The sequence below is a fragment of the Hymenobacter seoulensis genome (genome assembly GCF_054780535.1).
Map to the genome: position 1 here is coordinate 974,480 of NZ_BAAGWD010000001.1, position 23,802 is coordinate 998,281.

17 protein-coding genes and 2 tRNA genes are annotated in these 23,802 nt (G+C 54.9%); 7 read left to right on the forward strand and 12 right to left on the reverse strand.

Features of this window, described 5'->3' with window-relative positions; genetic code table 11:
* Positions 1–130 precede the first annotated feature (130 nt).
* A complete protein-coding gene (locus ACYVHC_RS04220; RefSeq protein ID WP_460612419.1) occupies positions 131–2,275 on the reverse strand; it encodes a right-handed parallel beta-helix repeat-containing protein in 2,145 nt (714 codons plus the stop codon).
* Between the two features lie 436 nt (positions 2,276–2,711).
* Positions 2,712–4,028: a glycoside hydrolase family 2 TIM barrel-domain containing protein gene (locus tag ACYVHC_RS04225; protein WP_460612420.1), complete on the reverse strand. Its 1,317-nt coding sequence runs from the start codon at positions 4,026–4,028 to the stop codon at positions 2,712–2,714.
* A gap of 244 nt (positions 4,029–4,272) precedes the next feature.
* Between ACYVHC_RS04225 and ACYVHC_RS04230 the strand changes: the two genes are divergently transcribed.
* Both ACYVHC_RS04230 and ACYVHC_RS04235 read left to right on the forward strand, forming a co-directional pair.
* A complete protein-coding gene (locus ACYVHC_RS04230; protein ID WP_460612421.1) occupies positions 4,273–6,633 on the forward strand; it encodes a glycosyltransferase in 2,361 nt (786 codons plus the stop codon).
* A 123-nt stretch (positions 6,634–6,756) separates the two neighbouring features.
* Positions 6,757–8,070, forward strand: coding sequence for a flavin monoamine oxidase family protein (locus ACYVHC_RS04235; RefSeq protein WP_460612422.1), 1,314 nt, complete (start codon positions 6,757–6,759; stop codon positions 8,068–8,070).
* 195 nt (positions 8,071–8,265) lie between these two features.
* Here the strand turns inward: ACYVHC_RS04235 and asnA are convergent, their stop codons facing one another.
* The 5 genes from asnA to ACYVHC_RS04260 all read right to left on the reverse strand — a co-directional run bounded on the left by asnA (position 8,266) and on the right by ACYVHC_RS04260 (position 12,210).
* Entirely contained in the window at positions 8,266–9,273 is a 1,008-nt protein-coding gene (gene asnA / locus ACYVHC_RS04240) for an aspartate--ammonia ligase (RefSeq protein ID WP_460612423.1), read from the reverse strand.
* Positions 9,274–9,697: 424 nt separating this feature from the next.
* On the reverse strand, positions 9,698–10,414 hold the full coding sequence (locus ACYVHC_RS04245) for a PD-(D/E)XK nuclease-like domain-containing protein (protein WP_460612424.1): 717 nt from the start codon (positions 10,412–10,414) through the stop codon (positions 9,698–9,700).
* Between the two features lie 340 nt (positions 10,415–10,754).
* Positions 10,755–11,576, reverse strand: coding sequence for an SDR family oxidoreductase (locus tag ACYVHC_RS04250; protein ID WP_460612425.1), 822 nt, complete (start codon positions 11,574–11,576; stop codon positions 10,755–10,757).
* Positions 11,577–11,747: 171 nt separating this feature from the next.
* A tRNA-Lys gene (locus ACYVHC_RS04255) sits at positions 11,748–11,823 on the reverse strand.
* Positions 11,824–12,134: 311 nt separating this feature from the next.
* Positions 12,135–12,210: transfer RNA gene (locus ACYVHC_RS04260), tRNA-Lys, on the reverse strand.
* 77 nt (positions 12,211–12,287) lie between these two features.
* On the opposite strand from ACYVHC_RS04260, the gene ACYVHC_RS04265 reads away from it, so the two are divergent.
* On the forward strand, positions 12,288–13,004 hold the full coding sequence (locus tag ACYVHC_RS04265; RefSeq protein ID WP_460612426.1) for an SH3 domain-containing protein: 717 nt from the start codon (positions 12,288–12,290) through the stop codon (positions 13,002–13,004).
* A gap of 80 nt (positions 13,005–13,084) precedes the next feature.
* Here ACYVHC_RS04265 and ACYVHC_RS04270 read toward each other — a convergent pair whose 3' ends face one another.
* On the reverse strand, positions 13,085–13,891 hold the full coding sequence (locus tag ACYVHC_RS04270) for an SDR family oxidoreductase (RefSeq protein WP_460612427.1): 807 nt from the start codon (positions 13,889–13,891) through the stop codon (positions 13,085–13,087).
* Between the two features lie 235 nt (positions 13,892–14,126).
* On the opposite strand from ACYVHC_RS04270, the gene rlmD reads away from it, so the two are divergent.
* Together rlmD and ACYVHC_RS04280 are read left to right on the forward strand one after the other, a co-directional pair.
* Positions 14,127–15,536 carry a 23S rRNA (uracil(1939)-C(5))-methyltransferase RlmD gene (gene rlmD / locus ACYVHC_RS04275; RefSeq protein WP_460612428.1) on the forward strand — a complete coding sequence of 470 codons (1,410 nt, stop codon included), beginning with the start codon at positions 14,127–14,129 and terminating at the stop codon, positions 15,534–15,536.
* A gap of 139 nt (positions 15,537–15,675) precedes the next feature.
* Positions 15,676–16,050: a hypothetical protein gene (locus ACYVHC_RS04280; RefSeq protein ID WP_044002587.1), complete on the forward strand. Its 375-nt coding sequence runs from the start codon at positions 15,676–15,678 to the stop codon at positions 16,048–16,050.
* Positions 16,051–16,211: 161 nt separating this feature from the next.
* Here ACYVHC_RS04280 and thiL read toward each other — a convergent pair whose 3' ends face one another.
* Positions 16,212–17,234 (reverse strand): thiamine-phosphate kinase, encoded by a 1,023-nt coding sequence (thiL, locus tag ACYVHC_RS04285; protein ID WP_460612429.1) that lies wholly within the window; start codon positions 17,232–17,234, stop codon positions 16,212–16,214.
* A gap of 352 nt (positions 17,235–17,586) precedes the next feature.
* Here thiL and ACYVHC_RS04290 point away from each other — a divergent pair, with 352 nt between their 5' ends.
* Positions 17,587–18,177: a hypothetical protein gene (locus ACYVHC_RS04290; protein ID WP_460612430.1), complete on the forward strand. Its 591-nt coding sequence runs from the start codon at positions 17,587–17,589 to the stop codon at positions 18,175–18,177.
* A 300-nt stretch (positions 18,178–18,477) separates the two neighbouring features.
* On the opposite strand, the gene ACYVHC_RS04295 is transcribed toward ACYVHC_RS04290, so the two are convergent.
* Together ACYVHC_RS04295 and ACYVHC_RS04300 are read right to left on the reverse strand one after the other, a co-directional pair.
* Complete coding sequence (locus ACYVHC_RS04295; RefSeq protein ID WP_460612431.1) at positions 18,478–20,217, reverse strand: M3 family oligoendopeptidase; 1,740 nt, start codon at positions 20,215–20,217, stop codon at positions 18,478–18,480.
* 219 nt (positions 20,218–20,436) lie between these two features.
* Positions 20,437–21,594: a 2Fe-2S iron-sulfur cluster-binding protein gene (locus tag ACYVHC_RS04300; RefSeq protein WP_460612432.1), complete on the reverse strand. Its 1,158-nt coding sequence runs from the start codon at positions 21,592–21,594 to the stop codon at positions 20,437–20,439.
* 171 nt (positions 21,595–21,765) lie between these two features.
* Between ACYVHC_RS04300 and ACYVHC_RS04305 the strand changes: the two genes are divergently transcribed.
* Positions 21,766–22,455, forward strand: a complete 690-nt coding sequence (locus ACYVHC_RS04305) for an aminotransferase class III-fold pyridoxal phosphate-dependent enzyme (protein ID WP_460612433.1) — start codon at positions 21,766–21,768, stop codon at positions 22,453–22,455.
* Positions 22,456–22,566: 111 nt separating this feature from the next.
* Here the strand turns inward: ACYVHC_RS04305 and ACYVHC_RS04310 are convergent, their stop codons facing one another.
* Entirely contained in the window at positions 22,567–23,781 is a 1,215-nt protein-coding gene (locus ACYVHC_RS04310) for an ABC transporter permease (RefSeq protein WP_460612434.1), read from the reverse strand.
* Positions 23,782–23,802: the final 21 nt, after the last annotated feature.

The following is a 23,802-nucleotide window of genomic DNA, read 5'->3' on the forward strand; positions in this document are numbered from 1 at the left end:
TAACCCTGCATACCTCGCCCGTAAGTTCACTAGGCCCCCCGACCTAACAGACAACGGCCCCATTGCTCACAGCAGCTACCTAGTAGTTGCCGGCAATGGGGCCGTTGTCTGTTAGGTGGCTTGCTACTTTCTACTGACGAGTTAGCTTGGTGGTGGTGCGCTGCGTACCCTGCTGCACCGAAAGGCCATATACCCCGAGAGGCAGCTGGCTTACTTCCGGCAGCGAGACAACCGAAACGCCTTTTTCCACCTGTACTGAGCGGTTCAGTACAATCCGCCCCAGGCCATTGGTGCAGGTGATGATGGCAGCACCGCCTTCCTGAGAATTGATTTGCAGATTTACTTCCTCCAGAAACGGATTGGGCCACGCCTGCACGGCTAGCTTTGCTGCTGTTCCGGTGGTGTTCACGGCTAGCACGGAGGAATAGTGGGCCGTTCCATCCGCGTCTGCCTGCTTTAGGCGGTAGTATAGCAGGTTGCCCGAAAAGTCAGACTGGTTATCGAGCCAAGAGTAGGTAGTGCGCTGATTTGCATTACCCTGGCCCGCTACCTTGCCCACTGCCCGAAACGTGCGCCCGTCAGTGCTCACCTGCACCTCGAAGTAGGCATTCTGAAACTCCGTGGCCGTGGCCCACCGCAGCAGAATACCGTTCTGGTGACCGGCAGCGGTAAAGCTAAGTAGCCCAACAGGCAGCGGCGCCGTGCTCGAGCTCAGTTCTACCGCCCCAATATTTCCTAGTACCCCCGAAGCCGGCGTAGCAGTCCCAAAGAAGTCACGCGGTCCGGGCGAGGTATTGAACTCACTCTGCAGGTTTAGCCCCTTGCCAATAACTGTGGAGCCCGACTGCAGCTTATACGCATCCCAGGAGGTTTGCAAGGAGCGGTTTTGCGCACCGCTGAGCGTGCCGCCACTACCAGGGCTAATGAAGCCGGGGTCTTGGTTTACTCCTACTGCCCGCGTGCCTACTTTTTCCTGGCTGGTAGCGCTTTGCCAAGCGCTCAGGCTAGTAAACATGGTTCCGCCCCATTCAATGTTTAAAGGCGTCTCAGTGCCCCAGTAGCAATTACCCTGGAACTGAATGTTGCTGGTAGACAACGCTTGCACCTGCGGAATACCGCCGGTGGTTTGAAAAATGTTGTTGCGAACAGTAATGTTACTTACGCCGCTGCTGGAAAGGTAAAACGCTTTGGCTTTCGTGTTATCGGTGGCGGGCGTCAGGTACACCGTGTTGTTGTGAATGGACGCCCGCTGGATACCGCCGTTTGCCCCTGATGACCATAGCATAATGGCTCCTTGGCCATAGCGGCGGGCATCGTTCTCGCTGATATTGTAGCGGATGGTGAGGTCGTGCATGGCCGGAGCCCCGCCGAATTGCGCCAAAAGATACCCAGCGCCATCGTTGTCGTGGGAGTAGTTGTATTGCATCACCGAGTTGGTGCAGCCACCGTCCAGGTCAAATCCGCCGCCATCATGCGCCAGCCCCGACCGGTTGTGGTGCGATTCGCAGTCCTGAATCACGAGGTTGTTGCACAGCCAGCCCCAGATACCCACCGGGCCACCGCTTGGATTGCTGTTGAGCCAGCCGTTGTTATATGCCTCACACCGCTCCACCAATACGCCATCGATACCTGCCAGCAAAATTCCACTTCCCGTATGGGTATCCGTGACGTCTTTGCGGCCGGAATTGTCATAGGCTTTGCAATTGCCCACATACCAGCCTTTGTGGCTCATTTTGGGGTAGGCGCTGTAAGAGGAAATGCCAGCCTCCCCGTTTGCATGGGCTTGGCAATTGGTAATCAGCACTTCATCGTAGCCGCTGGTGGCTTTGGAGCTGCCTAGAATAATGCCTGACCGAAGGTAGCCGCTCACATCTAGGCTATCCAGCACAATGTGCCGCAACCGCTTGTCGGCTATGTCAGTAGTAAAGATCACCCCAGAATTACCATTTGTCAGGCGGCCGGATCCTACAAACTTCAACCTACGCAACTCAATGCCACCTACTTCTGGAGCATAGAAGCCATGGCTGTTGCCACTGCTGATGGTAGCCGAGCCGGTGCCATATGACCCAATGATAATGGGAGCTGTTTCACTACCACCGCTTTGGAGCCAAAGGGACCCGGTAAAGGTTTCGCCCCCCTGAAACAATATCCGGTCGCCGGGCTGAAACTGCGCTGCATTCACCCGGCTAATTGTTTGCCAAGCAGTGGCAGCTGATACTCCCGAGGCAGCATCATTTCCAACCGGACTAATGTAATATGTCGTAGCCAGTGCCACGGACGAACTAACTAAACAAGAAACAAATACTAGTAGTAAAAGTACAATTCTCATACGCATCACGAAGCTGTCTGGAACACAGCTGCAATACTATGAAAAGAGATGAAGTATAAAAATATGAATGTTTTTCAAAGATTTATAACGCAATTAAGGCTTACTAGAGTCAAATTATTCAAATAAGTAATTACAATATAACCAAGAGATTAAGTATCTATTTTTAATATTTAATCATCAGAAAAGTTACACTTCCTACATAACACGACAGTAGAAAGGAAGTATGCTTTTAACAAGAGCGATGAGGTTTTCCTCAGGCACTGTATATAATAGAAAGGCAGAACCTGTTACCGCACTTGATTAGTTAATCTGCCAATAACGTCTCGGCCCGTACACTTGCCAGCCGCACATGGGCACATAGGCCGCCCTTGGGCGGCTAGGCCTATTGCACATAAAAAGGCACGTTGGCAGTAGCTATGCTTCCCTTCCCATCTGATACAGTTACTGCCAACCGGTACGGCCCTGGCTGCTGAGGTGCCTTAATAACGGCCTGTACACCACTAGCCTGCACACTATTCTGAACCACATCGGGAGCCGTATTTTGCCTCATATCAGGAAACACTTCCCAAACTACTGTGAGCGAGTCATTTTCGGGGTCAGAAACCAAAACCATAGCCTCATGTTCTGAATTCCGTACCAGACGCCGGCCATTGCGCACACTAGCCTCTGCAAACAACAAACCCGATATCCGAGGAGCCAAGTTACCCGGTGCCTTCTCAGACCACAGTTCCTGCATCACATCCACAGTTTCTGTTTTTTCGCCAGTAGGGGAAAATAAACTAAACCAGGTTGAGGTGTACTCATATTTATTACCCCAAAAGAAGACATACGCACCTAAACACGTCGCTGGGTTACTCAGCACGGCTTGAGTATACCGCTCACGAGTGAACGATGCTTTTTCCGTACTGCTTTGTTCGAACGCCGCCTTCCAGCCCGTTTTGCGCGACTCCCAGTAGCCTCTGGCGCCAAATTCCGTTACTGCATATGGTCCGGTCCAGGCCTTTGCCTGTAGCCTTTGTTGCAGGCCAGTCAGGTTTCCAAAGGCATTGATGCTAATAAAGTCAACGTCCGGGCACAGCCTTTTTATGTACTTAAGATTACCAACGGTACTTGTTAGTGTTGTTGTTACAGGGTGATAAGGATCCAATTCATGGATCATTCGAGCCAAATCGTTTAATGCCCTGTACATGCTTGGGTTGGTAGATTCTAAATCAATCTCATTGCCTACATCCCAGGCGAGCAATGCGGGGTGGTACCGATATTTGAGCACCTGCTGCCGTAGTTTCTCTTTTTGCTGCGCTACTTGCTCTTTGTTATAGTAGTCGAAATGCTTCGACTCGTGCTCCATCCAAAGTCCCAGCATAACAGTTAAACCTTGGCGGTGCGCTTCTGCCATTCGGTCGTCGGCATAGTCAGCAGACCATAACCGGACGGAGTTTCCGCCGACCGCTTTTAGCTGGTCGTAGCGTTGCAACCCGGCACCTCCCTTAATAAAGTAAGGCTTTCCTCCACGTAGGAGTTGGTACCCCTGGGGTGTATGCACCAGTTTTACAGGCACAACTCCTTCAGGTGGCGACTGGCTTTCAGGTTCTTCTCTTGGGTTGCAGCCTACCGCCAGGTAAATAGTCAGAACTGAAAGTAAGGCATTCCGTATTAGGCGTTTGCAAATGCCTGACAACAGTAGTGTTGGTTTTTGCATTGGAGTATGCAATAGTTGAAAATATAAGTTTTAATAGAAATTATTAAAACTTAGAACTTTGAGCGTACGCAATCCCTTATAGTCCCCGTTAGGCAAGAAGCCAAGTTGAAGTTGTATGCGGAGAAATGTTTTGGAGAGCAACGAGCACTGCTTGCCTTATGAAAATAAACTTCATTTGACACAAGAAGCTAATCGGAGTACGGCAGCAGGTGTTGTAGTACGTGATGCTGTGGGTGTACGGCAGATGCGGGTTTTGGTAGGCCTAGGGCTGGCAAGCCTGCTGTATTTTGTGGTGTGGTTCGCTACCTCAAACCCTATCGGGTATGCTCCTTTGTTTTGGCTGCTGGCCGTTTCGTTGGGCTTTAAGCTGCTGCGCACGTTGCACGAATGGTATCACTATGTGAACGTAACGGAGCCCGTAGTGCCAGCCGGACCACTACCTGTTTTTTCGGTAGATGTGCTTACTACGTTTTGCGCCGGGGAGCCTCATGCCATGATAGTGGAGACCCTGGAGGCCATGCAGGCCATTACTTATCCGCACACCAGTTACCTCTGCGACGAGGCCGACGACCCGTATTTGCGGGCCGTCTGCCAGCGCTTGGGCGTGGTACACGTTACACGGCAGCACAAGGTCAAAGCCAAAGCCGGTAATATCAATAATGCCTTGCAGCAGGCAACCGGAGAGTTGTGCGTGGTCCTCGACCCCGACCACGTACCGGCGCCAGATTTCCTGGATCATGTGGTACCCTATTTCACGAACTCGAAAGTGGGCTACGTGCAGGTAGTACAAGCCTACGGTAATCAGGACGAAAGCCTGGTTGCGTTGGGTGCGGCCGAGCAGACTTACCATTTCTATGGTCCTCTGATGATGGGGATGAACAGCTATAACACCACCCAGGCCATTGGGGCAAACTGTACCTTCCGCCGGGCTGCCCTTGATAGCATTGGGGGTCACGCCGCCGGCCTGACCGAAGATATGCACACGGCTATGCTGCTGCATGCTGAGGGCTGGCAATCGGTGTACGTGCCGCGGGTGCTGAGCCGGGGCTTAGTACCCTCTACGTTGGGGGCGTTTTATGCTCAGCAACTGAAATGGGCACGTGGTGCTTTTGAGCTGCTGTTTACGGTGTACCCGCGCTTAATAGGCCGATTTTCCTGGCGTCAGCGGCTACATTACGCCACCCTCCCGCTGTACTTTCTATCGGGCTTGGTTACGCTTATTGACCTAGGCGTTCCGATTGCTTCGTTGGCTTTCTCAGTATATCCTTGGCACATAGCCCTCGATGCTTTTGCCCTGCATCTGGCTCCACTGCTGGTGATTAGCCTGCTGATTCGCTACAAAGCACAACGCTGGTTGCGCGAGCCGCAGGAAGCTGGTCTGCACTTGGCCGGCGGCATTCTGCGCGTAGGCACCTGGTGGGTGTATCTGCTGGGGCTGGTATACACCTTTCTGCGGGTACGCGTGCCCTACATCCCAACGCCCAAAGAAGGCAACACGCGCAATGAACTGCGTATTTCCTTGCCTAATATTCTGGCCATTGTGCTGTGCGCTGTGGCAGTTAAATATGCTGGGCGGGTTGACTGGAGCCCCTACTCCCGCTTGATGGCCTTCTTGGCTACCTGCAATGCTGGCATTCTGCTGGCCGCGGTTGGCATGGGCCAGCATACCTGGGTACAAACCGTGCTAGACGACTTCAAAACCAAGCCCTTGAACTGGTTGGTGCAGCTAGGCCACCGCATCACGCATACCCTGACGCAGCGCACCCAAACGCTAGGTGTTTCCTTGGCGGCAAGTAGCCTGGTATTAGTAAGCGGCATCGACGCCGCACATTATGCTGACCAGCGGGCAAATAGCCTGGGGTCGGCGGCTTGGGTTCTGCATGGCGGCGACAAATTGCATACTGGCGTTGGACAGAACGCATTCCCGGTTCAGGTTTCGTCGTTTTCAGTGGAGCGTTTACTAGGGTCGTCCGCTTCAGAAACCGCCCCAGATGTTGTGGGGCTTACTATGACGGATCAACTCCCGACCAGAGAGATAGACGCGTTACAACAGCAGGAAATTACGCCGTTGCTCAACTGGACTGTAACTCCGGCCTCTAAGCTGGCCTGGCAGCAAACAGCACAAGCCCTTCGTGCTCTAAACCGCCCCGTTATGGTGCGCCCACTTCTGCCCGACATGCCCGCTGAAGCATACCGCAGGGCGTGGCACAGGTTGGTGAAACAGTTTCGGGCCGCCAAAATCACTAAAGTGGTGTGGGTGTGGACTCCGCCCCGCCCCGATGCCGTGCAGACTCATTACCCCGGTAAAGACTATACCGATTGGGTAGCTGTAGACTATGAAAAGTCTTCGCTTTTGGCCCCTAATTTTCTGGCTGCTTACCAGCTGTACCGGCATGAGTTTGCCCTGAACTTAGCATTGCACGACAAGCCCGTCATGCTGCTGGGAGCCGATAGCCGTTGTACAAACGCACAAAAACAGGAGCTGCTTACCCAGCAATACCCCGAGGTAAAAGCAGTTGTGTTTGCAGATGACGCTCAGAACAAAAGTCGTCCGCTTCTCACCATGGGCAACTGGTTTAATGCAAACTTGGTGAGCAAAAATTAAGCGTTGGCGGTTTAAATCAGTTTCATGCCTAGGCGCTAGTAGAGCCGATAAATCGGTTCTGCTGATGCCCGCTTGCCTAACATTTTACTGGTTGAGGCGTTAGTCGGGGGTAGTAATTTTTTTATGCCCGAATCAGACATTCTTATTATAGGCGCGGGTGCCGCCGGGTTACTGGCAGCCCGCACCCTAGCCCGCGCCGGGCGCCGCGTACGCGTGCTGGAAGGCCGCAACCGTGTTGGCGGCCGCATTCATACTTCATCAGAGGGAGGCTTTTCAAAGCCCGTGGAAAGTGGGGCTGAGTTTCTGCACGGCGAAGTGCCCCTGACCCGGCAACTGCTCCGGGAGGCCAACACCGAGCTGCATGACACCATGGGCACCAACTATGAGGCAAGGGGCGGCCAAGCGCGTATTTCGGAAAGCTTCCTGGATGACATGCCCCTGTTACTCGAGAAGCTGCACGCCCTCGAGCACGACCAGCCACTTACGGAGTTCTTAGCTCAGCACTTGCCCGGCGACCAACACCAGACCTTACGAGAGCAAGTGCGCCGCTTTGCGGAAGGCTATGATGCCGCAGATTCAGATCGGGTGAGCGCATTTGCCCTGCGCGACGAGTGGAGCGCGGGTGGCGCCGAAGACTCGCCGCGGCCTGAGGGCGGCTACGGGCTCCTCATGGAGCGCCTGTCCCAGGAAACCCAGGCGGCTGGAGGTGACATTCAGTTAGGCACGGTGGTGCGCGAAATCCGGTGGCAGCCAGGACAGGTTACGGTGCACACTACCGATGGCAGCACGTATCAGGCGGCGCACGTGGTGCTCACCGTGCCGCTAGGCATCTGGCAAGCCCAACCCAACCAACCCGGCTACCTACATCTGGTGCCTGAGCTTCCGGCCCACCGGGCCGCGGCGCGTGCCCTCGGGTTCGGGCCTGTGCTGAAGGTGTTGCTGGAATTTGATGCGCCCGTTTGGGAGCAAGCAGCAGCAGAGGTAGCGCAGCCGCTGCCGGAGCTGGCATTTCTGTTTTCCGATGCGCCGATACCTACTTGGTGGAGTCAGCTGCCTGACGGCCGGCCGGTACTGACGGGCTGGTTGGCCGGCCCCGATGCGCAGCAGCGCCAGCACGCTTCTGACGACGAACTACTCACGGAAGCGCTGGAGTCTCTAGCGTACGTATTGGGCTCAACATCAGCTTATTTAAGACAGCATTTACGGGGACAGCGCATCGTGAACTGGGCCGCCGATCCGCTGGCGCTGGGTGCCTATGCTTACTCAACCGTTGGGGCTGCTGGAGCCCGCGCGGCCTTGGCTACTTCCGTGGCCGACACCCTATTTATAGCGGGCGAAGGCGTGTACGACGGCCCCTATACCGGTACCGTAGAAGCCGCACTAGCCAGCGGCGCCGACGTTGCCCGGCAGCTGCTAGCATTAACTTCCTCTCCCTAGGTCCTCAGTACAGACCAACCCCGGCACCTACTACGATGCCAGGGTTGGTCTGTACTAGGGACCTAGGCGAGTTTGCGGCAGTTCCGGTTGTTCCGCTGCGGTGGATCCCAGTGGACCACCATAAAAGCAGGCGGAGAAGCTACGGCCGCCAAACCTGCTCCCCGCCCGTGCTGTTTGCAGCAGCAAATTGAGTGCTTACAGCAACGCTACGCCACTTTCAGCCAAGTCTGTGCGCACTGCTTCAGGCCAGATGCTTACCTGCACCTCGCCAATATGCCCTTTGCGCAGCATAAACATGCACACCCGGCTTTGCCCAATGCCACCGCCAATGCTCTGGGGCAGTTCATCTTTCAGCAACCGTGCATGAAATGAAAGCTCCTGCCGGTCCTCGCAGCCCCGCAAGGCAAGCTGGCGTACCAGTGCGTGCTTATCTACCCGAATACCCATCGAGGACACCTCGAATGAAGTTTGCAGCACCGGATGCCACAACAGAATGTCGCCGTTGAGGCCGCGGTAGCCCTGGGCCGTTTCGGTGCTCCAGTCGTCGTAGTCGGGGGCGCGGCCATCGTGCGGCTCCCCATGGCTCAGCTCTCCCCCAATCCCGATCAGGAATACGGCACCATAAGTCTTAACAGCCTCGTGCTCCCGCTCCTTGGCGGTAAGCGTGGGATATTGTCGGAGCAAATCCTCAGCGTGCAGAAACGTGATTTTACCCGGCAAAACCGGCGTGATTTCCGGGTACTCCGCCACTACGCGGGCTTCTGTGGTGCGCAAAGCATCATAAATGCGCTCAACGGTGGCCTTCAGAAACTCGGTGGTACGCTGTTCGGCACTGATGTGCTTTTCCCAATCCCACTGATCTACATAAATGGAGTGAATGGGTGAATAGTCCTCATCGGGGCGCAGGGCGCGCATGTCCGTCAGCAGCCCGCGGCCGGCCTCAATGCCCAGCTCCTGTAGGCGCACCCGCTTCCATTTGGCCAGGGAGTGAACCACCACGGCCCGGCGCTCATCCAGGGATTTAATTGGAAAAGCAACCGGACGCTCAATGCCGTTCAGGTCGTCGTTGATACCCGTGCCATCTAGCACGGCAATCGGCGACGAGACTTTGCTGAGGTGCAATTCCATGGTCAGTTCTTTCGTAAAAACCTCTTTTACAAAACTGATTGCTTCCTCTGTTTTTAATAATTCCTGCGCGCTCATGGCAATTAGTATTTACTGTTTGTAGAAAGATTTTATTTTCAAAAAGGCACACAAATTCCCCTCTCCCCGTCGGGAGTTTTTGAATTTTAGGAAATCAATTTGTGCCGTGAGAATTACAAAGTCGCTAGGGTTTCGAAGTGGGCAACCCAGCTGTGTAGGCACAAAAAAAGCCTTCCGAACTACGGAAGGCTTTCAAAAGGAATATCAAGTAGTGATTTTCCGTTTCTCCTAAGGAGCAATAGCCTTCCTGCCACGAATAAGATTATTATTCGAGTTATTATTCAGAAGATTATTGCGGAAAATACGCATTTGCGAAGTCAGATGTGCGTCAGATTTATGCAAGTATAAACGACGAAAATTATTTATCCAATTAAAATCGGTAATTAATTTATCAATCGGCAGTATAGGGGTGCTAGGGCTAATTTCATTCTTCACCACCGTTTAGTGCCTCACGCACTTCGCGCACGGCTTGCAATACGGAATGCGGTACGGCCGACTCTGGCTGTAGCAGCTTGAGCAGGCGCAGATATTTGGCGCGGCCCTCATTGCGCATAAACGGCGGCACCTCGTACACGAACACCTTGAAGGGCTCCGTCTTCTGTACCCCAATCAGCAGGAAACGGTCAGCGTGCAGCGCATCGGCATAAAACGCAGCTTGGCGGTCGTAATCATACTGGGTGCACTGCTCCACAAAGTGGTTATGGTCGCGGGCCATGGTGGTCTTGAAATCCACAATGGTATAAGGTTGCCCAGGCTGGTCAATGACCAGATCGGCGCGCAGCTTGCACAGCGTATTGGTAATAGGCTCCGTGAAAACACAGCTAGGCTCCGGAGTGCCCTGCTCCAGCAGCGCGTTTACCTCCGGGTTAAGCTTCACACCATCCACCATCCACCAGATCAGGGTGTCGTTGATGCCGGGCTGGCCGGCTTCGTAGAGGTCAGGCTCCAGCAAGGCAGTATGGAAGGCAGTGCCTAAGCCTAAGGCGCCACCTATGCTGTTATGCGGCCGCGGAGGGCGGCCATTCAAGGCATCGCGCAGGCGAGAAAGGTCGGAATTGGCAATGGCGGGCAGGGCGCGGTAATCGTCGTACGGGATGCGCAGCAGATCAGGACGCGGGGCAGTAGCAATGGAATCAGTCACAAAGGAAGAACAGCGGAGCTTGATAAAAAGCTCCGGAAAATACAAAGCAGAAGTTTGAATGAGGGAGTATACGCATTTTTACAGAATGCTCCTACCCCACGGTTTCGCTGGAAGGCAATAGCTAGCAAAAAGGCAGCACCGGCAGCCCGGCTTACCGCTGACTGACAGGTCCCTGTTCGGTTTTTGCTGGTAATCCCAGGTCATCTCATATTCTTCCGCTCGACAATCCAGCAGCCTTCTGAGAATTGCAGCTACTAGGTAGCATCAGTGGCTAAACTGGTAAGAAGTGCCACTACTTGGCTTCGATACCGGACAAATGAGGTTGTCAGCCGCTTTCAACCTAACCATTATCAGCAAAACCCGGATACAGGGTCATGCCGCCATCAGCGAAAATGGTGGTACCCGTTACATAATCGGCTTCATCGGAGGCCAGCCATACGGCTACCTGCCCAATATCCGACGGCTCGCCGATGCGGTTGTACGGAATCAATGTCAGGAGCTTCTTGGCGGCGTCTGGCGTAGCCCAGGCTTCCTCGTTAATGGGCGTTTTGATGGCCCCTGGCCCGATGCTGTTCACCCGGATTTTATGCGGGGCCAGTTCCTGAGCCATACTCTTCATTAGCTGCATGATGCCGCCCTTACTCGTGGCGTAATTAACGTGCCCAGCCCACGGAATTACTTCGTGCACAGAACTCATGCACAGTATTTTACCCGTAGCCTTTGAAATTTCCGGCTGTGGGCCGCGCCGCACAAACTCGCGCGCGGCCTCCCGGGCGCAGAGAAATTGCCCGGTCAGGTTAACGTCAATCACCCGCTGCCACTGCTCTAGGGTCATATCCAGAAACTCCGCGTCCTGCTGAATGCCAGAGTTATTGACCAGAATGTGTAGTGTCCCGAACTCCTGGCGAATCTGGTCGAACATGCGCAGTACATCCTGCTCCTTGCTTACATCAGCCTGAATATGGATGGCCTTGCCTCCGGCCTGTTTGATCTCGGCAACTACTGCTTCTGCTTCATCAGCGCTGCTAGCATAATTGACTACCACCGTGGCGCCTTCTGCCGCCATGGCTTTCGCTACGCCGGCCCCAATTCCGGAGCTACCACCCGTGATAAGGGCAATTTGGTTTAACAGACGTTGGGAAGTAGTTGGGGAGTTAGCCATAGAAGCAGGAAGTATAATGGACAAGACGCTGCCTTTCTAGACTGGTAAACCCTCCCTTTGGTTACAAAAGCATTGCTTGCTATCTACTCCTACCCCCTCGCTATTCGGCTGCTTACCCTCGCTCCTAGCTTATAGGGCAACAAAAAAGCCTCGCCGGTGAGGCGAGGCTTTTGGTGATCCCGCTGGGATTCGAACCCAGGACCCATACATTAAAAGTGTATTGCTCTACCAGCTGAGCTACAGAATCAGGTCCCGACCAGAAGCGTGATGCTTTTCAGAAGGGAGTGCAAAAGTAGAAGGCGAAGTCTATACTTGCAACTCACTTCAACGGTTTTACCCGGTTTGGCTCATCTATTTACGGTAACTCGCTCACTTTCAAAGACAATATTTTTACAGTTACTAGCTTCTTTAGCATCATAAGCCGTCTCGGACTAAACTTGGTACCCAATACTCCAGTAAGCTAGCGCCAAGTTACTTTCCGCAGAAAAGTGTTGACTTAACCAGATGACGTATCTGCCTGTAGGGCAACAAAAAAGCCCCGCCGGTGAGGCGAGGCTTTGGTGATCCCGCTGGGATTCGAACCCAGGACCCATACATTAAAAGTGTATTGCTCTACCAGCTGAGCTACAGAATCGTTTTCTTTGCAACGGCGAACTTTTTTCGCTGATTGTGGCACAAAAGTAGAGGCCCAAATCTAACCGTGCAACTGTTTTGTTAAAAAAAGCCCACCTTTTTTTTCTGCTTCTGCTGGTTGTCGGTCAACCCATTCAGGCCCAAAAAGTTACTCCACAGCTTGCGAAAGCCGATTCCTTGTTTGTTGCCGGACAAGCAGAGGAAGCCTACCCGTTGTACCGCCAGGTGCGCGAAAGGGCCGGAATTCAATCGGTGCAACAGCTCTTGCGCATGGCCTACGTACAGGAAGGACTAGGGCATTACCCAGCGGCGCTTTACTACCTGAGTGTAGCCCACGCGTGGCAGCCACGCCAGGATACGTGGCGCAAAATGGTGGTATTAGCTCAGGAGCACCGGCTCACAGGCTACCCTGATACGTGGCGGCAACACCTGGCCATTACGGTGCAACGGTACTATTATCGGTTGCTGCAGGGTATGTTGGCAGCCGCAGTAGCGGCAGGCACCTTGTTATTAGTGCGCCGCCGCACCGCCGACCGCGCCTGGTGGACGGCCTATGGGGTTTATTTAGTAAGTGTAGCCGCTTTCGTCAACCTACTGGGCCCTAGCAAGGTGGGATTGGTGGCCAGGCCACGGGTCCCCTTGATGGCCGGACCGAGCGCGGGCGCAACCTGGCTGACTACTGCTGCGGCCGGCGACCGGTTTGAAATCCGGGGCAAGCAGGACATTTGGTATCGAGTGCAGTGGCAAGGCCGCGACGCCTATATCCGCCGCCCGGACCTAATGCTGGTTGACTAGGTTATCTATTCTTCTTAACCCAAAAGAGCGGCCCCTGGTTAGGAACCGCTCTTTTAGTTTCCGCTTGGGCTATTGCCCTATTAGAGCTTGAAATCAGGCTCCTCTTTCCGGAAATGATTCAACACCAGCTTATCGGCCAGGCCGGGCAGCAGCTTATTCAGGAAAACCGTCAATTTCCCCTGGTTGGTTAGCACCAGGTCGCGGCGGCGCTCCCGGATGGCGCTGAGCAGGTGTTGAGCTACCTCCTCGCTGCTCATCATCTTCTGCTCATTACGCGGCGACTCACCTTGGGCAGAGCCATCGGCGGCGAGGGCCACATTCCGAATATTGGAAGCCGTAAAGCCCGGGCAGGCCAGCAGTACGTGCACGCCCTGCGGCAAGAGTTCTGTGCGCAAGGCCTCCAGGAAGCCGTGCATTGCAAACTTAGAGGCTGAGTAGCCCGTGCGGCCGGGCAGGCCGCGGTAGCCGGCAATACTGCTGATGCCTACAATGGAGCCTTTGGCCTGCGTGATATAGGGCAGCGCAAACTTGGTGGCGTACACTGTACCAAAGAAGTTAGTTTGCATCAGGCGCCGGATTACCTCCAGGTCAGCATCCCGAAATAAGGCGCGCATACTAATGCCCGCGTTGTTGATGAGCACATCGAGGCCGCCAAAAGCCGCCACTGTTTCCTGCACGGCCCGCTCCGAATCGGCCTCTACCCCCACATCGGCCCGAATAGTCAGGTACTGCACTCCTAGCCGGGCCAGTTCCTGACCAGTTTCCTGCAGGCGAGCTTCGTCGCGGCCCGTAACGGCTACGCGGGCACCGGCTTGGCCGAAGGCTAGCGCCGTAGCGCGGCCAATGCCAGAAGTACCACCCGTAATAAGTACTACTTTATTTTTCATGAGAGAAGATTAACTACCATCCTGCCGCAGCCGGCAGCCCACAAAACTACAGGTATTTCAGCCAGACTTTACTCACCCATGCAGTAGCCTCAGATGTGTGAAAAAGCCCTCAACACATCATCTGCACAGGGCCGCCTTGCCTACAGTATGCTGTCTGGGCTTTATCCGCCGCCTTGCCCTAGCAAATCCGTGAAATCCGAGAAATCCGTCTGAATCCGTGATTACCTTTGCGCTTGTGAGGAAATCAGTAAAAAACATTCCGGCGGAGCTGCTCCGCGAAGTCGAAATCACCGACATGGTGGCCGAGGGCAAGTGCCTGGTGCGCCGCGAGAACCTAGTAATCTTCGTGACGCAGGTAGCCCCCGGCGACGTGGTAGACCTACGCGTGACCAAAGCCAAGAAGAACTTTCTGGAGGCCGTGCCCACGCGCTTCCATAAGTATTCCGACCTGCGCGTAACTCCTTTCTGTGAGCATTTTGGCACCTGTGGCGGCTGCAAATGGCAGCATCTGGGCTACGAAACCCAGCTGCAGTTCAAGCACCAGCAAGTGGCCGATACGTTGCAGCGCATTGGAAAGGTAGCGCTGCCCGAAATCCTGCCCATTCAGGCCTCGCCCGACCAAACCTACTACCGCAACAAGCTGGAGTACACCTTCAGCCACAACGGCTGGCTGACGAACGAGCAGATCAACAGTGGCCACGATTACGAGCGCCGTGTGCTGGGCTTCCATACGCCCGGCCGCTTCGATAAAATTCTGGACGTAAACCACTGCTGGCTGCAGCCAGACCCGAGCAACCAGATTCGGCTGGCCATCCGCGACTATGCGCACGAGCACGACCTGCCCTTCAACAACCTCGTAACCCAAGAAGGCTTTCTACGCAACCTCATCATCCGGACGGCCAACTCCGGTGACCTGATGGTGATTTTGCAGTGCTACTACGCCCACGACGCGCTGTTCCCGCTCCTGGACTTCATCAATGAGCGGTTCCCACAAATCACGTCCCTGAATTACGTGCTCAACGATAAGGGCAACGAAACCTTCCACGACCTGGAGGTGGTGTGCTATAAAGGCGAGCCGCACATTCACGAGGAAATGGAAGGCTTGCGCTTCCGCGTTGGGCCGAAATCGTTCTACCAGACGAACTCCGAAGGCGCCTACAACCTCTATAAAATCACCCGCGACTTCGCTCAGCTAACCGGCACGGAACTGGTGTACGACCTCTACACCGGGGCCGGCACCATTGCCAATTTTGTGGCCCGGCAGGCCAAGCACGTAGTGGGCGTAGAGTATGTGGAGTCGGCGGTGAAGGATGCGTACATCAACTCTGAAATCAACGGCACCACGAACACCGAGTTCTACGCCGGCGACATGAAGGATGTGCTCAACGCCGAGTTTATTGCCAAGCACGGCCGCCCCGACGTGGTCATCACCGACCCGCCCCGCGCCGGCATGCACCCCGATGTAGTGGCCCGCTTGCTTGAAATGCGTGCCTCCCGCATCGTGTACGTCAGCTGCAACCCCGGCACTCAGGCCCGCGACCTGGAGCTGCTGGATGAGGCGTATAAGGTCGTGAAAGTCCAGCCCGTGGATATGTTCCCGCACACGCACCACGTAGAGAATGTGGTGTTGTTGGAGTTAAAATAACTCTTCTGTCATCCTGAGCGCAGCGAAGGACCTTATCATGACAGAGCGATAAGGCACTACACTATAGCACTGCAACATAATAAGATCCTTCGTTGCGCTCAGAATGACAGGACGAATAATCAGACTCATCTCATCATATATGGACTACACCAACGACCCCGAACTGAACGGCAAATACCTTGGCACCATCACCAAGGACTTTGCTACCGTTTCTGATACGCTAAGCGAGGCTTCTTCCCAGATCCGTAAGCGGGATATTTCCAAGTACCCCATTTTCGTGTTTGCCCGCCAGGAGGTGCCGCTAGGTGGCCTACTGATCAATGCCGATGAATTGAACCTGGAGTGGCATGTGTTTGCCAGCTACCTGGAGCTGTTCGTGCAGCAAGGCATTGTGGGGCAGGACGGCATCGAAGCCTTTCAGAGCACCTACCGCGACGCCGATGAGTACTGCTGCCTGTTTGTGCTGGATGAGGAGTTTACGAACTTCGTGTACATCCCCTACCCCGAGGATTAGCTTAAACCCGGCAAGGGAGCTAGTGCCGGCAGCATCTGATACTTCACTAGCCTCATAAAACCAGTCAAGCCCCGGATACTCACATGAGCATCAGGGGCTTGACTGGTTTTAGACTAAACTCAAAGACGGCTCAACGTGGGTACCGGGACTAGGTCCACTGTTTACCCAAAGTGGTTGAAGCCCTGGGCGCGCAGCGGAATAGGCTGGCCTGATTTGGAAATGAGGTTGGCGCCTTCGCTTTTCTCTACCATGTGACCGATGATGGTGATATCGGGGTGGTTTTTGAGTTTGGCGTGGTCGGTGAGCGGCACAGTGAACAACAACTCGTAGTCTTCGCCGCCGTTGAGCATGCACATAATGGGGTCGAGGTTAAACTCCTCAGCTACTTCCAGCGTGGGGTTGGCTATGGGCAAATTTTCGGAGAAGATGCGGGCGCCCGTACCGCTGGCCTGGCACAAGTGCAGCACCTCAGAGGCTAGGCCATCGGAGATATCAATCATGCTGGTGGGCACTACGCCCAGGTCGCGCAGCTCATGAATTACGTCCATGCGAGCCTCGGGCCGCAGCTGGCGCTGGAGCACATAAGGGTATTTGCCTAACTCAGGCTGGGTTTCGGGGTCGGCTTGCCAGGTTTGCTTTTCGCGCTCCAGAATTTGCAGGCCGAGGAAGGCACCGCCTAGGTCGCCGGTAACGCACAACAGGTCGTTGGGGCCAGCACCGCTGCGGCGTACGGCCTTGCCAGCCGCTACTTGCCCCAGCGCCGTGATGCCGATAGTCAGGCCGCTCCGGCTGTTGGTCGTGTCGCCGCCCACTATGTCCACATTGTACGCTTCACAAGCCAAGCGCATGCCTTCGTATAGCTCCTCTACCGCCTCTACCGTGAAACGGGCCGGAATACTCAGCGCTACCACTAGTTGCGTGGGCAAAGCGTTCATGGCCGCAATGTCCGACACGTTTACGGCCACAGCTTTGTAGCCTAGGTGCTTCAGGGGGCAAAAGGTGAGGTCGAAATGCACGCCTTCTACCAGCAAATCGGTGCTGATGACCAGCTCCTGCCCGGCCTCAGGGGCCAGAATAGCGGCATCATCGCCGATGCCGAGAATAGTGCTGGGTTGGCGGAGCTGTATTGTGTCCTGAATCCGGCGGATTAGTCCAAACTCACCTACTTTATCGAGAGGCGTCATGGTATCACAAAAAGTTGTGGGAGTATCCTAATTAGCAGGCAGCGCCATTACGCTACGCCTGCCCAATCAGCTTGCAAAGGTAAGGGGCCTGCGGAAAGTACGGCTGCTAGGCACTTTTCAACTCAAAACCGGTTGGCAAGCTGAATTCACTACGTGTCCAGGCAGGTTTGAAGCGCAGGCCACCCTAGTAAACCTGCCCAATAAACAAAGTTGCCTTAGCGGACCTTTGTGTTTCTCGGATGCCTAGCGGCCGAAAGTGGCAGTACTTTGGCCGTTTTGGGGCTTGGATGTTGAGCGTTTTTTAAAGAAAATGCGTTGGCGTACCTACACTTCCTTTTACCTACTTAGTTGCATGAAGCGCATTGCCTCTTATTTTCTACTACTAGTTATGCTGGCCACCGTAGTGAGCTGCAACAGAACACCCAAAGCTATTGATCCGGCTTCGGCGCAGGCCGTGAAGGTGCAGCTGGATATTCTGCGCGATACTGTGGAAGCTCGCTGGAGCGAAATGCAGGCCTCAGATGATGCTAAAATGCGCGATACCCGGGACCTACTGCGGGAACTGACAACCCAACCCGGCACCGACCGCACCCAGCTGGCTCAGCTCCAGTATGCCAACGACCGGCTGCCCCGCCGCCGCTACGATCAGCAAACGATGGCAGCATCCAACCTGATTGATGCCTATGATGCGGCCCAGGACTCGTTGCTGCGCGCTGTATATGCTGTGGCATTACCCCCTGATCGTGAACCGCTTGCTCCAGTCAAACTTCTCACCGACCGGATTCAGACGGCGGATGCCGAGTTGGTCAATTTTCGCGTGCGCTACGATCAGGCGGCCAACCGCTTCAACAACTACTTGCAGCTCCACACGGCTGAGCTAGAGCAGTTGGGCAGCAAGTACCGCAAACTCAAACCGCTACCCCTCTTCACGCTTCAAAACTAGCCGAACTGGCTCCTGATTAGAAAAGGCTAGGCCCGATGTTGTGGCCTGGCCTTTTTTATTTGAGCTCACCTAATCTGAAAATTTTCCTACTCAAAATCAGATGGTTGCATATTTATTTTCTACTGACGCAACCTTAGCTGCCCTGTTCTGATCATGCGTGTGTTACCACCACCTTATTTGCCTATTCCTTCCAACTCATTTTTCGTCAGCGGTTCTTATACGCCTAGGTTATGATATAAGAAGAGGCGTCCGGACAACTCCGGACGCCTCTTCTATTTTTTGTTCAGGAGCAACGTGCGTTTACAGTTTGGCCATTTCATCACGCACAAAGTCTGCGAGGGTGCGCAGATACTCTGTGCTGAAATCGAAGCGGATACCAGCAGCAGCGTAGATTTCGCCAATTGGAGCGGTGTAGCCCAGCGCCAGTGCCCGCTGATAGCCCTGCAGAGCGGCTTCGGGGTTCTGGCGATAGTTGCGCCATACGGCAATGGCCCCTAGCTGCGCCATGGCATACTCAATGTAATAGAAGGGCACCTCATACAAGTGCAGCTGCTTCTGCCACATGTAGGGCTTGATGTGCTCTAGCCCTTTCCAGCTAACGGTACGTTGATTGAAATCATCAAAAATCTGAGTCCAGCACTCATGGCGCTCCTGCTCCGTGTGCTCTGGGTTTTCATATACCCAGTGCTGGAATTTATCGATGGTGGCCACCCAGGGGAAGGTTTCCAGCACGCTTTCCAGGTGAGTTTTCTTTGCCCGCCGCAGTTCATCCTCGTCCGTGAAAAACACGTTCCAATGGTCGAGGCTGATTAGCTCCATGCTCATGGAAGCCAGCTCAGCTACCTCAGATGGCGGGTGCTTATCGGCGCTGAGGGGCAAGCGGCGCGTCAGGAAGCTGTGCACAGCGTGGCCGCCTTCATGGAGCATGGTCACCACATCGCGAAGGGAACTGGTGGCGTTCATAAAAATGAACGGAACCCCCGTTTCATCCAGTGGGTAGTTATAACCACCCGGCGCCTTGCCTTTACGCGACTCCAGATCGAGGTTGCCCATTTCGCGCATGGTGCGCAGGCACTGACCCAGGAAGGGGTCGAGGCGGTCGAAGACCGTCACGGTCTTTTCCAGCAGCTCCTCGCCGGTTTCAAACGGACGCAACGGAGCCTTTCCAGATACATCTACGTCGAGGTCCCAGGGGCGCAGCTCGGGCAGGGCTAGGTCCTGGCGGCGCTCCAAGTCCAGGTCATCGATGAGCGGCACCACCGTTTCGCGAATGGCTCGATGAAAATCAAAGGTGTCCTGGGGAGTATAATCGAAGCGGCCCAGCGCCGCGAACATATAGTCGCGGAAGTTGGCGAAGCCAGCATTCAGCGCTACTTGGTGGCGCAGCCCAATGAGCTCAGTAAACAAGGCATCCAAGGGCTTCGCATCTTGCAAACGACGCTCCTGAATGGCGTGCCACGCGGTTTCCCGCACGGTACGGTCGGGGCTTTTTAGGCGGTCGGCAGCGCGCGGCAACGTCATTTCCTCCCCATCAAGGGTAACCGTCATGCCGCCGGCAATGGCAGCGTACTGCTGCTGCTTGGTGCTGATTTCGGTTTTGAGCGGAATGTTCTCGGCCCGATAGATTTCCAGAGCCTGCCGCACGGAGCGCGTGAATACGCGGTAACGAGCCGGATCAAGCTCGCTGAGAAACTCCGAGCCAATCATTTTCTCATTGAGCGCATGGTCGTAGGGTGCTACGTTGGGCTCAATCTCGCTAACAAAATACTGAAAAGCCTCGGCGCGGGCGTTGTCCTGCGTGTCGCACGTCATGCGGATGTAGCGCCAGGCCAAATCTTCGCTTAGCACCGCCTCCAGCTCCGACCGATTCAGCAGCCATTGCTCCAGCTCTTCGGCAGAGCGAATGGGCCGGTCGCGGAGTTCAATAAAGTGCGGCTCAATGGCCGACCAATCAGTAACTGTAAAGGTTTCAGGTAGGTAGTACCGGGGCGGGCGCTGCGTTTCAGTTGCCAGCTCGGCGGCAGGGGCAGAGTAAGTCATAATCAGATCAACAAAAAGGGAGGCCGCGCACGCTTCGGCCCAAAAAGACTAGTACTACAAACAGGCTCCGTGGGTTAGAATTATGTAGTAACACACAAGGTACAAGGTTTCGCCAACTGTTCAGTTGGGACAGCAAAGCAGCTTCCTGCCTGCGGTAGTTCCACTTGCATGATACGCTTTCCGGTACGGCTACTTCCCTCTTGCCTCAGAAAGTGGTTCCTAGTCTATTTCAATAACGACGTCGTTGGTGAGCGGATGCCCAACGCAAATCAGTACGTAGCCTTGTTTCAGTTCAGCATCGGAAAGGCCCTCGCGCTCATCAAGATGCACTTTTCCGGAAAGGCACTTGCCGCGGCAAGCAGTGCATAAGCCGGCTTGGCAGGAATACGGCAGGTCGATATCCTGATTTAGCGCGGCTTCCAGAATTGTTTCTTCCGGTGCCACCGCAATTTGGTACTCAGAGCCTTCGTAGTTGATGGTAACGGTGCGGGCCTGGGTTTGGCTGTCGTCGTCGGCCACTGATACGTCGCCGTGCCCGTTGGGCTGCGCTGCGGCAGTTTCCGTAGCATCGGCTGCTGCCACAAAGCTTTCCCGGCGGATTCGGGCACTTGGCACCCCTAGTAGCTCTAGTGCTGCCTGCGCCTCCAGCATCATGCCATCGGGCCCGCAGAGGTAATATTCGGCCTGTGGGGCCGGAAACTGGTGGCGCTGCTCCAGAATACGGAGCAGCATAGTGCGGTTTAGGCGGCCAGTGTGCCGGTGGCCGGCAGTGGGGTTCAGCGGTTGGCTAAACACGTGCTCTACCTGAAAACGGCCGGCGTATTGCTGCTCTAGCTGCTGCAGCTGCTTGGCAAAAATCACCGATTCTTCGTTGCGGTTGCCGTATACCAGCAGCACGTGGCTCTGGGGTTCTTCGCGCAGCACCGCTTTCAGCATGCTCATCAGGGGCGTAATGCCCGAGCCAGCACCTACCAACACAATGGAGCGCGCCGAGTTTGGCTGCGGCGAAAGAACAAAATTACCGAGCGGCGCCATCACTTCCACTTGCTGCCCTACCCGCACAGTATCTAGCAGATAATTGCTCACGAGACCACCGGCCACCCGCTTTACCGTTACGGCCAGCCGGGGCGCTTCGCTGGGTGTGCTGCTCAGTGAATACGCCCGACGCTCTTTCTTACCCCCAGCTCCGCAGGGCAGAATCAGGGTCAGGAACTGGCCGGGCTGGCTGGTTATAACCTGACGGTCAGGGCGTTCGAAGTGAATAGTAACGGCATCAGGTGTTTCTTGGGTGAGCTCAACAACGTTAAGCGTAAGGTACGGGCTGCTCATGGAGGCGAAACTTGGAATCAGGAAGAACTGCTGAGTGGCAGCAGGCAAGGGGCAAAAATACAGGATAATGTGGCGTACGCCGTAGCTTGCACCGCGTTGAAGTCACGTATAAAATATTGACCGCGCACCGGCTTGCCTGCTTAGCTGGCCTAGTAACCGCTGGGCACTGTCCTCTGTTCGGCCCCTACCCCTCTCCCGCAACCCAACCTATCTTCCTGCATGCTTGCCCAACTTCTCGAACGACACCAGCACGAATTCGGCCCCGTATTACCCGTTGACCTGAATGCGCCCGACGTGGCCCGGCTTGATTTTACCAGCGCCAACCCGTTGCTTGCCAATGCCGACCTGCGCGATACCGCGGCGTTTGAGGAATTGGTGGGGAGGCTGCTAGCTGCCCAAGACGCCCATATCGGAGTAGGCGGTTACCTCGAAAACCGTGTAATCTACCGCCGCAGCCCGCTTTTTGGTGATGAAGCCCTGCCCTCTCGCTCGTTGCACCTGGGGGTGGATGTGTGGCTGCGCGCCGGCACCCCCGTACTCGCCCCGCTGGAAGCAGTAGTGCATAGCGTTCAGGACAACGACAACTTCGGCGACTACGGCCCCACTGTTATTCTGCAGCACCAGCTCGAAGACACGGTTTTCTATACGCTGTACGGCCACCTCAGCCGCCGCGAAACCCTGCTGCTGCGTCCCGGCATGTCCATCGCCAAAGGCGAAACCTTCACGGAAGTTGGCCCTGCCCCTGAAAACGGCGACTGGCCCCCACACCTTCATTTCCAGGTGCTCTCAGATACGCTGGGCTTGGCAGGCGACTTCCCCGGCGTAGCCTTGCCAGCAGAACGCGAGAAATGGGCCGCCCTCTGCCCCGACCCAAACCTCATTCTGCAGAGCCGCTGGCTGAGCTCATAGCTACTAGCCCTTCCAGAAGCAGAAAGCCCCGCACTACTGCTAGTGCGGGGCTTTCTGCTTCTGGAAGGGCTAGTAAATTTTGTAAAAGCCAGGCTTCTAACCCAAACCCAATTAGTCGAACTTGATTGCTACTACTGGCTTGATGCGCGAAATCAGATACGTAGGAATCAGGACCGCGAGTAGCGAGGTAGCAAAGGTGGCGGCATTCAGCACCACAATGATAAAGGGGTCCCAATGGATTGGCACGCGGTCCATGTAGTAGTTCTCGGGGTCCAGCGGAATCGGGTGAAAAAAGTACTGGATGGCACAAAACCCCAGCCCGATGAGGTTGCCATAGAGCATACCCCGCACCGTGAGGCTCAGACCCCGGAAGAAGAACATGCTGCGGATTTGATTATCGGTGGCGCCAATGGCCTTGAGTACCCCAATCATGTTGGTGCGCTCCAGAATCATGATGAAAATCGTCGCTACCATATTAAAGGTTGCCACGAAAATGATCAGAATCAGAAAGATAACCACGTTGCGGTTCAGCAGCTGCAGCCAGTCGAAGAGCTGCGCGTACTGGTCTGTAATTTTGTCCAGCTTCAGGTCGTAGCGCAGGTTTTCGTACAGGTTATCGGCAATGGGGTCTAGCTTGGTGAAGTCTTTTAGTGTCACTTCCATGCCGCCCACCAACGAGTCGGGCCAGGCGTTCAAGTCCCTGATCTGCCCGATGTCGCCGATAACGTAGGCTTCGTCAAACTCATCGAGCCCGGTTTGGTAAATGCCTTTGATGGTAAACTGCCGCACCCGGGGCGGATTCTGAATAAAATAGAACAGTGCTTTGTCGCCGGGTTTCAGATTCAGCTTATCCGCAATTTTGCGCGAAACCAGAATATCGTTGCTGGCGGCAGAATCGGCGAAGGTGATAAATTGCCCGGCCACCATATTCTGGCGCATCGTGGAGCGGCCGGCCTTTTCGTCAATTCCTTTTAGCACCACGCCCAGCACTTCATCCTTGGTTTTGATGATGGCGGTTTTACGGGCAAACGACTGAATACCTTGCACCTGCGGGTTGCGGCGCAGTTCCTGCACTAGCCTAGGAGAGCTGATGGGCTCTACCTCCACTGAATTGTTGGTATCGTACTTGCTGATTTGCAGGTGAGAGCCAAACGAGAAAATCTTGTTCTGAATTTCGTTGCGAAAGCCCTCCAGTATAGCAAACGACACCACCATCACCGCCAAACCCATGGCAATGCTGATGATGGCTATCTTTGTCACCGACGAGGTAAACGAACCCGCGTCGGCGCTGTCAATCTTGTTAGATATGTACTTTGAGACGTTCACTGGCGTAAAGCTAGACGAATC